10 protein-coding genes are annotated in these 12,541 nt (G+C 70.3%); 9 read left to right on the top strand and 1 reads right to left on the bottom strand.

Features of this window, described 5'->3' with window-relative positions; translation table 11 throughout:
- The first annotated feature begins 31 nt into the window (after positions 1-31).
- The 9 genes from ftsW (at position 32) to ABT354_RS14800 (ending at position 8,753) form a co-directional block, all read left to right on the top strand.
- The gene (ftsW, locus tag ABT354_RS14840) at positions 32-1,399 is read left to right on the top strand and encodes a putative lipid II flippase FtsW (RefSeq protein WP_351493458.1); all 1,368 of its coding nucleotides are present in this window, start codon (positions 32-34) and stop codon (positions 1,397-1,399) included.
- A gap of 6 nt (positions 1,400-1,405) precedes the next feature.
- Positions 1,406-2,494, top strand: a complete 1,089-nt coding sequence (murG, locus tag ABT354_RS14835) for an undecaprenyldiphospho-muramoylpentapeptide beta-N-acetylglucosaminyltransferase (RefSeq protein ID WP_351493456.1) — start codon at positions 1,406-1,408, stop codon at positions 2,492-2,494.
- 64 nt (positions 2,495-2,558) lie between these two features.
- Positions 2,559-3,362 (top strand): cell division protein FtsQ/DivIB, encoded by an 804-nt coding sequence (locus tag ABT354_RS14830; protein WP_351493454.1) that lies wholly within the window; start codon positions 2,559-2,561, stop codon positions 3,360-3,362.
- 275 nt (positions 3,363-3,637) lie between these two features.
- Positions 3,638-4,837: a cell division protein FtsZ gene (ftsZ, locus tag ABT354_RS14825; protein ID WP_351493452.1), complete on the top strand. Its 1,200-nt coding sequence runs from the start codon at positions 3,638-3,640 to the stop codon at positions 4,835-4,837.
- Positions 4,834-5,634 (top strand): peptidoglycan editing factor PgeF, encoded by an 801-nt coding sequence (pgeF, locus tag ABT354_RS14820; protein WP_351493450.1) that lies wholly within the window; start codon positions 4,834-4,836, stop codon positions 5,632-5,634. Before ftsZ ends, pgeF begins: the two co-directional genes overlap by 4 nt.
- Positions 5,631-6,374 (top strand): YggS family pyridoxal phosphate-dependent enzyme, encoded by a 744-nt coding sequence (locus ABT354_RS14815; protein ID WP_351493448.1) that lies wholly within the window; start codon positions 5,631-5,633, stop codon positions 6,372-6,374. The genes pgeF and ABT354_RS14815 overlap by 4 nt, the downstream gene beginning before the upstream one ends.
- A 140-nt stretch (positions 6,375-6,514) precedes the next feature.
- A complete protein-coding gene (locus tag ABT354_RS14810; RefSeq protein WP_351493446.1) occupies positions 6,515-7,132 on the top strand; it encodes a cell division protein SepF in 618 nt (205 codons plus the stop codon).
- Positions 7,133-7,201: 69 nt separating this feature from the next.
- On the top strand, positions 7,202-7,489 hold the full coding sequence (locus ABT354_RS14805; RefSeq protein ID WP_323446250.1) for a YggT family protein: 288 nt from the start codon (positions 7,202-7,204) through the stop codon (positions 7,487-7,489).
- Positions 7,490-7,556: 67 nt separating this feature from the next.
- Complete coding sequence (locus ABT354_RS14800; RefSeq protein WP_351493443.1) at positions 7,557-8,753, top strand: DivIVA domain-containing protein; 1,197 nt, start codon at positions 7,557-7,559, stop codon at positions 8,751-8,753.
- Positions 8,754-9,147: 394 nt separating this feature from the next.
- Here ABT354_RS14800 and ileS read toward each other — a convergent pair whose 3' ends face one another.
- Positions 9,148-12,291: an isoleucine--tRNA ligase gene (gene ileS, locus ABT354_RS14795; protein WP_351493441.1), complete on the bottom strand. Its 3,144-nt coding sequence runs from the start codon at positions 12,289-12,291 to the stop codon at positions 9,148-9,150.
- Positions 12,292-12,541 lie beyond the last annotated feature (250 nt).

Here is a 12,541-nt window from a genome sequence, read left to right as displayed (position 1 = left end):
TGCCGGGCCCGACTGGAGGGGACAGCGTTCCATGCCGGCCGACGACAGCACCGCGGGGCCCCGCCGCTCCGCCGGCCTCGCCCCGCGCGGGGGCAGGACCCCCCGGCCCCGTGGCGGAGCGCCGCGCCGGCCCGCGCCGGGCGGCACCTCCCGGCCCCCGCGCGGCGGTGCGCCCCGGCGGCTCTACGAGCGGGCCCGGCGGGCCTGGGACCGGCCGCTCACCGCGTACTACGTCATCATCGGCAGCGCCCTGCTGATCACCGTCCTCGGCCTGGTGATGGTCTACTCGGCCTCGATGATCAAGGCGCTCTCGCTCTCCCTCCCGAGCACCTATTTCTTCCGCAAACAGTTCCTCGCGGCCTGTATCGGCACCGTGCTGCTGGTGATCGCCGCCCGGACCCCGTCCCGGCTGCACCGGGCCCTGGCCTATCCCCTGCTGCTGGTCACCGTCTTTCTGATGGTCCTGGTGCAGGTCCCGGGGATAGGGCAGTCGGTGGGCGGCAATCAGAACTGGCTCTCCCTCGGCGGTCCCTTCCAGCTCCAGCCCAGCGAGTTCGGCAAGCTGGCGCTGATCCTGTGGGGCGCGGATCTGCTCGCCCGCAAACAGGAGAAGCGGCTGCTGAACCAGTGGAAGCACATACTGGTTCCGCTGGTCCCGGTGGGTTTCACCCTGCTGGGGCTGATCATGCTCGGCGGGGACATGGGGACCTCGATCATCCTCACCGCGATCCTCTTCGGGCTGCTCTGGCTGGCCGGCGCGCCGACCCGGCTCTTTGTCGGAGTGCTGGGAATCGCGGGACTTGTCGGTTTCATGCTGATTCGCACCAGCCAGAACCGTATGTCAAGACTTTTCTGTGTGGGTGCCGAGGATCTGGGGCCGCAGGGCCAGTGCTGGCAGGCGGTCCACGGTCTCTATGCCCTGGCCTCCGGCGGATGGTTCGGTTCCGGACTCGGTGCGAGTGTGGAAAAATGGGGTCAACTGCCCGAATCGCATACCGACTTCATCTTCGCCATCGCCGGGGAGGAACTGGGCCTGGCGGGGACGCTGTCGGTGCTCGGCCTGTTCGCGGCTCTAGGCTATGCGGGTATCCGCGTGGCCGGTCGCACGGAGGACCACTTCGTCAGGTACGCGGCGGGAGGCGTGACCACGTGGATCATGGCCCAGGCCATGGTCAACATCGGCGCGGTGCTCGGACTGCTGCCGATCGCGGGGGTCCCCCTGCCGCTGTTCTCCTACGGGGGGTCGGCGCTGCTGCCGACCATGTTCGCTATCGGGCTGCTGATCGCCTTCGCGCGAGAGGAACCCGCCGCGAAGGCGGCCCTGGCCATGCGGAGGCCAGGGGTGAGATGGAAGTCGATGAGACGGCGCGTCACAGAGCGTCCGTCCGGAGAGCGGTGAATTTCGGTGCATGTCGTACTCGCCGGCGGTGGGACCGCCGGCCATATCGAGCCCGCGCTTGCCCTCGCGGACGCCCTGCGCAGGCAGGACCCGACCGTGGGGGTCACTGCCCTGGGCACGGAGCGCGGACTGGAGACCCGGCTGGTTCCCGAGCGGGGCTATGAGCTGGCGCTGATCCCCGCCGTACCGCTGCCCCGGCGGCCGACCCCGGAGCTGATCACCGTGCCCGGGCGGCTGCGCGGCACCATCAAGGCGGCCGAGCAGGTCCTGGAGCGCACCAAGGCCGACTGTGTCGTCGGCTTCGGCGGCTATGTCGCCCTGCCCGGCTATCTCGCCGCCAAACGGCTCGGGGTGCCGATCGTGGTGCACGAGGCCAACGCGCGCCCCGGCCTCGCCAACAAGATCGGTTCCCGGTACGCCGCCGGGGTGGCCGTCGCCACCCCCGACAGCAAGCTGCGCAACGCCCGCTACATCGGCATCCCGCTGCGGTACTCCATCGCCACCCTGGACCGGGCGCGGGTCCGCCCCGAGGCGCGCGACGCCTTCGGGCTCGACCCCCATCTGCCCACCCTGCTGGTCTCCGGCGGCTCCCAGGGCGCCCGGCGGCTCAATGAGGTCATCCAGCAGGCGGCCCCGGTGCTCCAGCGCTCCGGCATCCAGATCCTCCACGCGGTCGGCCCCAAGAATGAAATGCCGCATGTGGAGAACATGCCGGGAATGCCGCCCTATATCCCGGTACCGTATGTGGACCGGATGGATCTCGCCTACGCCGCCGCGGACATGATGCTCTGCCGTGCGGGTGCGATGACCGTCGCCGAGCTGTCGGCGGTCGGGCTGCCCGCCGCCTATGTCCCGCTGCCCATCGGCAACGGCGAACAGCGGCTCAACGCCCAGCCCGTGGTCAAGGCGGGCGGTGGGCTGCTGGTCGACGACGCCGAGCTGACCGCCGAATGGGTCCAGGGGAATGTCCTTCCGGTGCTGGCCGATCCGCACCGGTTGTACGAGATGTCCCGCTCGGCCGCCGAGTTCGGCCGCAGGGACGCCGACAATCTGCTGGTCGGCATGGTGTACGAGGCGATTGCCGCCCGCCGATAGGCGTGCGGCCGCCCGGCCCGGGGCACACCCGGGCCCCGCACCCTGGCCGGAAGGAGACCGGAGCGTGGCCGGACCCACCACCGCCGAACGCGGCGCGCGCAGACCCGCGCGCCGCCCGCGACAGGAGTCCGGCCCGCCCTCCGGCCCGCCCGCCCGTGCCCGCTTCCGTCCCGGCCGCAGAGGGCTGCTGATCGCCCTGGCGGCCCTGGCGCTCACCGCCGGGGTCCTCTGGCTGCTCTACGGCTCCTCCTGGACCAGGGTGGAGCGGGTACGGACCTCCGGTGCCGAGGTGCTGACGGTCGCCCAGATCGTCCGGGCCGCCGATGTCCCCCTCGGCGAGCCGGTCGTCTCCCTGGACACCGGCGCCGTCGAGGACCGGATCCGGGAGCGGCTGCCCCGGGTGGACTCCGTGACGGTCGCCCGCGACTGGCCCCGGGGTGTCACCCTGGAGGTGACCGAACGTCAACCCGTGCTGCTGCTCGTCCAGGGGAAGCGGTTCGTCGAAGTGGACGACGAGGGTGTCCGTTTCGCGACGGTGGAGCGGCCGGTGAAGGGCGTGCCCCGGCTGGAACTCGCCGCCGAGGGCTCACCGAGTCTGCGCCGCTTCCCGGTCGCGCGCCTCACCGAGGAGGCGGTACGGGTCCGGGGCGACCTGCCCCGCAGGGTCACGGCCGAACTGCGGACCCTGGTAGTGCGTTCATATGACGACATGGTCCTGGAGTTGACCCGGGATCGCACGGTGGTGTGGGGGAGCCCGGAGGAGGGCGAGGCGAAGGCGCGCGCCCTCACCGCGCTGCTGAAAGCCGCCCCTCGGGCCCGGCACTTCGATGTGAGTGCTCCCACCGCCCCCGCGGTGTCCGGGAGTTGACCCCGAAAGGCGGCTCTCGGGGCCCTGGCTGGTCAGCGCAACGGCTGATCACATAGGGTGAAAAGAAAAACGGGAGGTTCGGCGTGTTCATTGAACGCGCCCCGCTTGTCGACTTAGTGTCCTGTTCGGGGAGTCCAGCGAACAGACGCACAGGTAACCCTAAACTTCAACGTTAGGGTTCAGGTCGGGCAGGCGGACCGCCCCATCGGCATCCGCCGCCACCGCGCCACAGGGCGCGGCGGGCGGCACGTATTTCGAGGCGAGAGGCCTTCGACGTGGCAGCACCGCAGAACTACCTCGCAGTCATCAAGGTCATCGGTGTCGGCGGCGGTGGTGTCAATGCCATCAACCGAATGATCGAGGTCGGTCTCAAGGGCGTCGAGTTCATCGCCATCAACACCGACGCTCAGGCGCTGTTGATGAGCGACGCCGACGTCAAGCTCGACGTCGGCCGTGAACTCACCCGGGGCCTCGGCGCCGGAGCCAATCCGGCCGTCGGCCGCAAGGCCGCCGAGGACCACCGGGAGGAGATCGAGGAGGTCCTCAAGGGGGCCGACATGGTCTTCGTCACCGCGGGCGAGGGGGGTGGCACCGGCACCGGCGGCGCACCCGTCGTCGCCAACATCGCGCGCTCCCTGGGCGCCCTGACGATCGGTGTGGTCACCCGGCCCTTCACCTTCGAGGGCCGCCGCCGCGCCAACCAGGCCGAGGACGGCATCGCCGAGCTGCGCGAAGAGGTCGACACCCTCATCGTCATCCCCAACGACCGGCTGCTGTCCATCTCGGACCGCCAGGTCAGCGTGCTCGACGCCTTCAAGTCGGCCGACCAGGTGCTGCTCTCGGGAGTCCAGGGCATCACCGATCTGATCACCACACCGGGCCTGATCAACCTTGACTTCGCCGACGTCAAGTCCGTGATGTCCGAGGCGGGCTCGGCCCTGATGGGCATCGGCTCCGCCCGGGGCGACGACCGCGCGGTGGCGGCGGCCGAGATGGCCATCTCGTCCCCGCTCCTGGAGGCGTCCATCGACGGCGCCCGCGGTGTGCTGCTCTCCATCTCCGGCGGTTCGGACCTCGGTCTCTTCGAGATCAATGAGGCCGCCCAGCTGGTGAGCGAGGCCGCCCACCCCGAGGCCAACATCATCTTCGGTGCGGTCATCGACGACGCCCTCGGCGACGAGGTCCGGGTCACGGTCATCGCCGCCGGGTTCGACGGCGGCCAGCCGCCCGCCCGCCGGGACACCGTCCTCGGTTCCTCGGCCAAGCGCGAGGAGCCGCAGCCCCCGGCCCAGCGCCCGGAGCCGGCGTCCCGTTCCATCGGCGGACTGGGTTCCGTGCCCCTCCGCGAGGAGCCCAAGCCGGAGCCCGCCCCGGTGAACGACCGCGGTCCGGCGATCACCCCGCAGGTCCCGCCGGCCCGTCCGTACCCGGACACCTCGGCCGAGGAACTGGATGTCCCGGACTTCCTGAAGTGACCGTGGGGCACGACGCGATAGACGCGAACGGCGCCCACTTCGCCTTCACCGACCGGTGGGGCGGGGTGAGCGCCGTTCCGTACGAGGAGCTGAACCTCGGCGGAGCCGTGGGCGACGACCCCGGCGCCGTACGGACCAACCGGGAGATCGCCGCCAAGGGGCTGGGGCTCGACCCGGCCCGGGTGGTCTGGATGAACCAGGTGCACGGCCGGGAGGTCGCCCGGGTCACCGGACCCTGGACGGACGGTCCCGTTCCGGCGGTCGACGGTGTCGTCACCGACCGGCCCGGACTCGCCCTCGCGGTGCTGACCGCCGACTGTGTCCCGGTTCTGCTGGCCGACCCGGTCGCCGGAGTGGTCGGCGCGGCCCACGCGGGCCGTCCCGGACTGGTCGCCGGAGTCGTTCCCGCCACCGTCGAGGCCATGGCCGCACTCGGCGCCGACCCCGCGCGGATCACCGCCCGTACCGGACCCGCCGTCTGCGGCCGGTGCTACGAGGTACCGGAGGCGATGCGGGCGGAGGTCGCCGCGGTGGAGCCGGCCGCCTGGGCCGACACCCGCTGGGGCACCCCGGCCGTCGATGTCGTCGCGGGCGTCCACGCCCAGCTCGCCTCCCTCGGGGTGACGGACCGGACGGCATCGCCGGTCTGCACCCTGGAATCACAGGACCACTACTCCTACCGCCGCGACCGCACCACGGGGCGACTCGCCGGATATGTCTGGATGAAGCCGCTCCGCGAGGAGTCGGAGACCGCTTCCCCGGCAGGAGCGACACCGGCAGGAGAGACAGCAGCATGACGGAGCGCCACGATCTTCCGGACCCGGCACGCCGGGCCGAACTCGCCGAAAATCTGGCGATGGTGGAGGAACGTATCGCCGCCGCCTGTGCCGCCGCCGGCCGGCCGCGCGAGGAGGTGACCCTCATCGTGGTCACCAAGACCTACCCCGCCAGTGATGTGCGGTTTCTGCATGAACTCGGTGTGAGGAATGTCGCCGAGAACCGCGACCAGGACGCCGCCCCGAAGGCCGCCGCCTGTGCGGATCTCGATCTCCGCTGGCACTTCGTCGGCCAGCTCCAGACGAACAAGGTCCGTTCTGTACTGGGTTATGCCGATGTGGTGCAGTCCGTGGACCGTATGAAGCTGGTCACGGCGCTCTCCGCGGGGGCCGTTCGCGCCGGGCGTGACGTGGGATGTCTCATTCAGGTGGCGCTGGACGCGGACGCCGGCGCACGCGGGGAGCGCGGCGGGGTCGCGCCCGACGGTGTCGCGGAACTCGCGGCGGCGATCGAGGAGTCGAAGGGCCTGCGGCTCGACGGACTGATGACGGTCGCGCCCCTGGCCGGAACCTATGCCGGTCGCCAACGCGCGGCGTTCGGGCGGCTGCTGGAAATCTCATCCGGCCTGCGCGTGGTGCATCCTGCTGCGAACATGGTGTCGGCGGGGATGAGTGCGGACCTCGAAGAGGCCGTGGCCGCCGGGGCGACACATGTGCGCGTCGGCACGGCGGTACTCGGAGTCCGTCCCCGGCTCGGGTAACGTCGCCAGGAAGTCGGACCACAGCAGAAAATATGGTCATTCCCGCATCAAAGTGGGCAGACCCAGTGGATCGCGGGCACTTGGTGGCTGTGCGACATACGCGAACAATGCGATCCACCACAGAGCGGAGGACTCGGAGCATGGCCGGCGCGATGCGCAAGATGGCGGTCTACCTCGGCCTCGTGGAGGACGATGGGTACGACGGCAGGGGGTTCGACCCCGACGACGACTTCGAGCCCGAGCCGGAGCCCGAGCGGGAGCACCGGCGGCACCCGCCCGCGCATCCGGTGGAGCGTGAGGAGCCGGTCCGCGCCGTCCAGCCTCCGCCCCAGCGTGACCCGATGCCGCTACCGACTTCGCTACCCGCAGAAAACGGGCGTCCGGCGCGAATTGCCCCCGTGGCATCCATCACACCCGAACGCCCGAGCCTGGAGAAGAGTGCACCGGTGATCATGCCGAAGGTCGTGTCCGAGCGGGAGCCGTACCGCATCACCACATTGCACCCGAGGACCTACAACGAGGCCCGTACCATCGGGGAACACTTCCGCGAGGGCACTCCAGTGATCATGAATCTCACGGAGATGGACGACACCGACGCGAAGCGACTTGTCGACTTTGCCGCAGGACTCGTCTTCGGTCTCCATGGCAGCATTGAGCGGGTGACACAGAAGGTGTTCCTGCTGTCTCCTGCTAACGTCGATGTCACGGCGGAGGACAAAGCCCGTATCGCAGAGGGCGGTTTCTTCAACCAGAGCTGAGAAGAGAAGGACCGGGGCGGCCCATCGGAGGCCCGTTTCCGGGACGCACAGGGGAGAGGGAATCGCAGGATGAGCGTCGCACTACAGGTGGTCTACATCGCGCTGTTGTGTTTCCTCGTCGTGCTCTTCTTCCGGTTGGTCATGGACTACGTCTTCCAGTTCGCCCGCTCATGGCAACCCGGCAAGGCGATGGTGGTCCTCCTGGAGGCCACCTACACTGTCACCGATCCACCGCTCAAGCTTCTTCGGCGGTTCATCCCGCCGTTGCGTCTCGGGGGCGTGGCACTGGACCTGTCCTTCTTCGTTCTGATGATCATCGTTTGGATCCTGCTCAGCATCGTGGGTCGTTTCGCGTGATGAGAAGGGTAGGAGTGGACGATACGGTCTTGCCGACTGCCGACGACTACGTAGAGGTGAAGAAGAGATGCCGTTGACCCCCGAGGACGTGCGGAACAAGCAGTTCACGACCGTCCGCCTCCGAGAAGGCTATGACGAGGACGAGGTCGATGCCTTCCTTGACGAGGTCGAAGGCGAATTGACCCGCTTGCTCCGGGAGAACGAGGACCTGCGCGCCAAGCTGGCGGCGGCGACCCGTGCCGCGGCGCAGAACCAGCAGCAGCAACAGCAGGGGATGCGCAAGGCTCCGGAGCCGCAGGACGGACGGGGTGCCCCGGGGGCCCCGGTACCCGCCGCCATATCGGGTCCGCCGGTCCAGCAGCAGCCTCCGCAGATGGGTCCCCCCCAGCTGCCGGGTGGAGCGCCTCAGCTGCCGGCCGGTCCCAGCCACGGCAACCCCATGCAGGGTGGACCGATGCAGGGCAACCCGATGCAGGGTGGCCCCATGGGCGGTCCGATGCAGGGCAACCCGATGCAGGGTGGTCCGATGCAGGGCAATCCCATGCAGGGCAACCCGATGCAGGGCGGCCCCATGGGCGGTCCGATGCAGGGCAACCCCATGGGCGGTCATGCCCCGCAGATGCAGCAGCCCGGTCAGGGCCCCGGCGGCGACAGCGCGGCCCGTGTCCTCTCGCTGGCCCAGCAGACCGCCGACCAGGCGATCGCCGAGGCCCGTTCCGAGGCCAACAAGATTGTCGGCGAGGCCCGTTCGCGCGCTGAGGGTCTGGAGCGGGACGCCCGCGCCAAGGCCGACGCGCTGGAGCGGGACGCGCAGGAGAAGCACCGCGTCGCCATGGGCTCCCTGGAGTCCGCGCGGGCGACGCTGGAGCGCAAGGTCGAGGACCTCCGCGGCTTCGAGCGTGAGTACCGCACCCGTCTGAAGTCCTACCTGGAGAGCCAGCTGCGTCAGCTGGAGACCCAGGCGGACGACTCGCTGGCCCCGCCGCGTGCCCCGTCGGCCGCCTCGCTGCCGCCGTCGCCGTCGCCCTCGATGGCGTCGGCCGGTGCCCCGGCGATGGGCCACTCCATGGGCGGTGCTCCCTCCATGGGTCAGCCCATGGGCGGCAACCCGTCGATGGGCGGCGCCCCGTCCTACGGCGGCCAGCAGCAGATGTCCCCGGCGATGACGCAGCCGATGGCACCGGTCCGGCCGCAGGCGCCGCAGCCGATGCAGCAGGCGCCCGCGCCGATGCGTGGATTCCTCATCGACGAGGACGACAACTGAGGCGCGACGCGCCGTGAGCGCGTAGCCGTCGGCAGAGCAATGGGCCGGGCCCGGGACGAGAGTCCTGGGCCCGGCCCATTGTCATGCGGGCACCCGGGCACCCGGGCACCCGGGCACCCGGGCACCCGGGCGACGGCGGCCCCTGAGGCTCCGGAGCACCCCGGGACCGGCGCGGTCGGCTCCGGTCCGCGAGTACGGCCGGCGGCTCCGGTCGGCGGATACGGTCCGCGGGTACGGGATCGGTGCACCGCCGGGTGCGCGTACGGCCGTTCGGGTGTCGTGTGTGTGGCAAACGGCTGATAGGGGGCCGGGCCCGGTATGCGGGCTCCGACCCCCTATCAGGGTGATTCGTCAGATCGTGCGCAGATGGTTAGATCGTGCGCCGGATCCGGTGTCAGATCTTGCGGAGATGGAAGGTGAGCCCCAGCGGCTCGTCCGTGAAGGCCGGCCCGAAGGAGTCATCGGGCGCCGAACGGGTGAACTCCGTCGCCAGTACCTCATCGGCGATCAGCGCGGAGTGCTCGGCCAGCGCCCCGGCCGTGGCCGGTTCGTCCGAGGACCACACCACGGCGATCCGGTCGGCCACATCCAGTCCGCTGTTCTTGCGCGCCTCCTGGATCAGCCGGATGGCGTCCCGGGCCAGCCCCGCGAGCCGCAGCTCGGGGGTGATCTCCAGATCCAGGGCGACCGTGGCGCCCGAGTCCGACGCCACCGACCAGCCCTCGCGCGGGGTCTCGGTGATGATGACCTCGTCCGGGGCGAGCGTCACCGTCTCGCCCTCGACCTCGACCGAGGCGGTGCCCTGGCGCAGGGCCAGGGAGAGGGCGGCGGCGTCCGTCTCGGCGACCGCCTTGGCCACGGCCTGGACCCGCTTGCCGAAGCGCTTGCCCAGCGCCCGGAAGTTGGCCTTCGCCGTGGTGTCCACCAGCGAGCCGCCCACCTCGGAGAGGGAGGCCAGCGAGGAGACGTTCAGCTCCTCGGTGATCTGCGTGTGCAGCTCGGGGGAGAGGGTCTCGAAGCCGGCCGCCGCGACCAGTGCGCGGGAGAGCGGCTGACGAGTCTTGACCCCCGACTCGGCACGGGTCGCCCGGCCCAGCTCCACCAGCCGGCGCACCAGCACCATCTGCCGCGACAGCTCCGGGTCGACGGCGCTCCGGTCGGCCTCGGGCCAGGTCGACAGATGCACCGACTCCGGGGCGTCCGGGGTCACCGGCACCACCAGGTCCTGCCAGACCCGCTCGGTGATGAAGGGGGTGAGCGGGGCCATCAGCCGGGTCACCGTCTCGACGACCTCGTGCAGGGTGCGCAGCGCGGCCGGCTCGCCCTGCCAGAACCTGCGGCGCGAGCGGCGGACGTACCAGTTGGAGAGGTCGTCCACAAAGGAGGAGAGCAGCTTGCCCGCACGCTGGGTGTCATAGCTCTCCATCGCCCGGGTGACCTCGTCCACCAGGGTGTTCAGCTCGCTCAGCAGCCAGCGGTCCAGCACCGTGCGGTCGGCCGGGGCCGGGTCGGCGGCGGACGGGGCCCAGCCGGCGGTCCGGGCGTACAGGGCCTGGAAGGCGACCGTGTTCCAGTAGGTCAGCAGCGTCTTGCGGACGACCTCCTGGATGGTGCCGTGGCCCACCCGGCGGGCCGACCACGGCGAGCCGCCCGCGGCCATGAACCAGCGCACGGCGTCGGCGCCGTGCTGGTCCATGAGGGGGATCGGCTGGAGGATGTTCCCCAGGTGCTTGGACATCTTGCGGCCGTCCTCGGCGAGGATGTGGCCGAGGCAGACCACGTTCTCGTACGAGGACTTGTCGAACACCAGGGTGCCGACCGCCATCAGGGTGTAGAACCAGCCCCGGGTCTGGTCGATCGCCTCGGAGATGAACTGCGCCGGGTAGCGCTTCTCGAACAGCTCCTTGTTCTTGTACGGGTAGCCGTACTGGGCGAACGGCATGGAGCCGGAGTCGTACCAGGCGTCGATGACCTCGGGGACCCGGACGGCGGTCAGTCCGCAGCCCTCGTGCGGGCAGGCGAAGGTGACCGCGTCGATGAAGGGCCGGTGCGGGTCGAGCCCGGACTGGTCGGTGCCGGTCAGCTCGGTCAGCTCGGTACGGGAGCCGACGCAGGTGAGGTGCCCCTCGTCGCAGCGCCAGATCGGCAGCGGGGTGCCCCAGTAGCGGTTGCGGGAGAGCGCCCAGTCGACATTGTTGTTGAGCCAGTCGCCGAACCGGCCGTGCTTGACGGAGTCGGGGAACCAGTTGGTGCCCTCGTTCTCCTCGATCAGCCGGTCCTTGATCGCGGTGGTGCGGATGTACCAGGACGGCTGGGCGTAGTAGAGGAGTGCGGTGTGGCAGCGCCAGCAGTGCGGATAGCTGTGCTCGTACGGGATGTGCCGGAAGAGCAGGCCGCGCGCTTCGAGGTCGGCGGTGAGCGCCTCGTCGGCCTTCTTGAAGAAGACGCCGCCGATCAGCGGCAGCTCCTCCTCGAAGGTGCCGTCGGGGCGGACCGGGTTGACCACCGGCAGGCCGTAGGAGCGGCAGACCTTGAGGTCGTCCTCGCCGAAGGCGGGGGACTGGTGCACCAGACCGGTGCCGTCCTCGGTGGTGACGTACTCGGCGTTGACGACATAGTGCGCCTCGGCCGGGAACTCGACCAGGCCGAAGGGGCGCTCATAGCTCCAGCGCTCCATCTCGGCGCCGGTGAAGCGCTGCCCGGTGGCCTCCCAGCCTTCGCCGAGCGCCTTCTCCAGCAGCGGCTCGGCGACGACCAGCTTCTCGGTGCCGTCGGTCGCCACCACATAGGTGACCTCCGGGTGGGCGGCCACGGCGGTGTTGGAGACCAGGGTCCACGGGGTGGTCGTCCACACCAGCAGCGACGCCTCGCCCGCGAGCGGGCCGGAGGTCAGCGGGAAGCGGACGAAGACCGAGGGGTCGACCACGGTCTCGTACCCCTGGGCCAGCTCATGGTCGGAGAGCCCGGTGCCGCAGCGGGGGCACCAGGGGGAGACCCGGTGGTCCTGGACCAGCAGCCCCTTGCCGAAGATCTCCTTCAGCGACCACCAGACGGAGTCGATGTACTCGGGCTCCATGGTGCGATAGGCGTCGTCCAGGTCGACCCAGTAGCCCATCCGGTCGGTCAGCTCGACAAAGGCGTCGGTGTGGCGGGTCACCGACTCCCGGCACTTCTCGTTGAACTCGGCGATGCCGTACGCCTCGATGTCCTTCTTGCCGGAGAAGCCCAGCTCCTTCTCGACCGCCAGCTCCACCGGCAGACCGTGGCAGTCCCAGCCGGCCTTGCGGGCCACGTGGTAGCCGCGCATGGTGCGGAAGCGGGGGAAGACGTCCTTGAAGACGCGGGCCTCGATGTGGTGGGCGCCGGGCATGCCGTTGGCGGTCGGCGGGCCCTCGTAGAACACCCACTCGGGGCGGCCCTCGGACTGGGTGACGCTCTGGGCGAAGACCTTGTTCTCGCGCCAGAAGTCGAGCACGGCGTGCTCAAGGGCGGGCAGGTCGACCTGGGCGGGCACCTGACGGTACTGCGGGGGTGTCATGGAAACTCCTCCGGCGGACAGCTTCTCTTCCGTCGGAGGGACGAGAGCGTCGGCTCCCGCGGTACCACCCTCCTTGGCGGCGCAGGGCGCACCGCCCCCTCATTGGGGTCACGAAGCCGGTTCTACTCGCCTCGATGTGTCTCGATGGCTTTCTTCCGGCGGCTCCGGGGTGATCCTTCACCTCGCGCTCGCCCCCGGGCTCGCACCGTCCCCGGGTCGCTCATGGCTGCGTACGACGCTACTCGTCCCC

The sequence above is a fragment of the Streptomyces sp. NPDC000594 genome (assembly GCF_040299965.1).
Lineage (GTDB): Bacteria > Actinomycetota > Actinomycetes > Streptomycetales > Streptomycetaceae > Streptomyces.
The sequence above is the reverse complement of the archived record's forward strand: the minus strand, read 5'-3'. Positions and strand labels throughout refer to the sequence as shown.

Bases quoted from the DNA above. Each gene is read 5' to 3' on its own strand.
- ftsW (WP_351493458.1), top strand. From the start codon at position 32: ATGCCGGCCGACGACAGCACCGCGGGGCCCCGCCGCTCCGCCGGCCTC.
- ABT354_RS14815 (WP_351493448.1), top strand. From the start codon at position 5,631: ATGACGGAGCGCCACGATCTTCCGGACCCGGCACGCCGGGCCGAACTC.
- ABT354_RS14810 (WP_351493446.1), top strand. From the start codon at position 6,515: ATGGCCGGCGCGATGCGCAAGATGGCGGTCTACCTCGGCCTCGTGGAG.
- ABT354_RS14805 (WP_323446250.1), top strand. From the start codon at position 7,202: ATGAGCGTCGCACTACAGGTGGTCTACATCGCGCTGTTGTGTTTCCTC.
- ABT354_RS14800 (WP_351493443.1), top strand. From the start codon at position 7,557: ATGCCGTTGACCCCCGAGGACGTGCGGAACAAGCAGTTCACGACCGTC.
- ileS (WP_351493441.1), bottom strand. From the start codon at position 12,291: ATGACACCCCCGCAGTACCGTCAGGTGCCCGCCCAGGTCGACCTGCCC.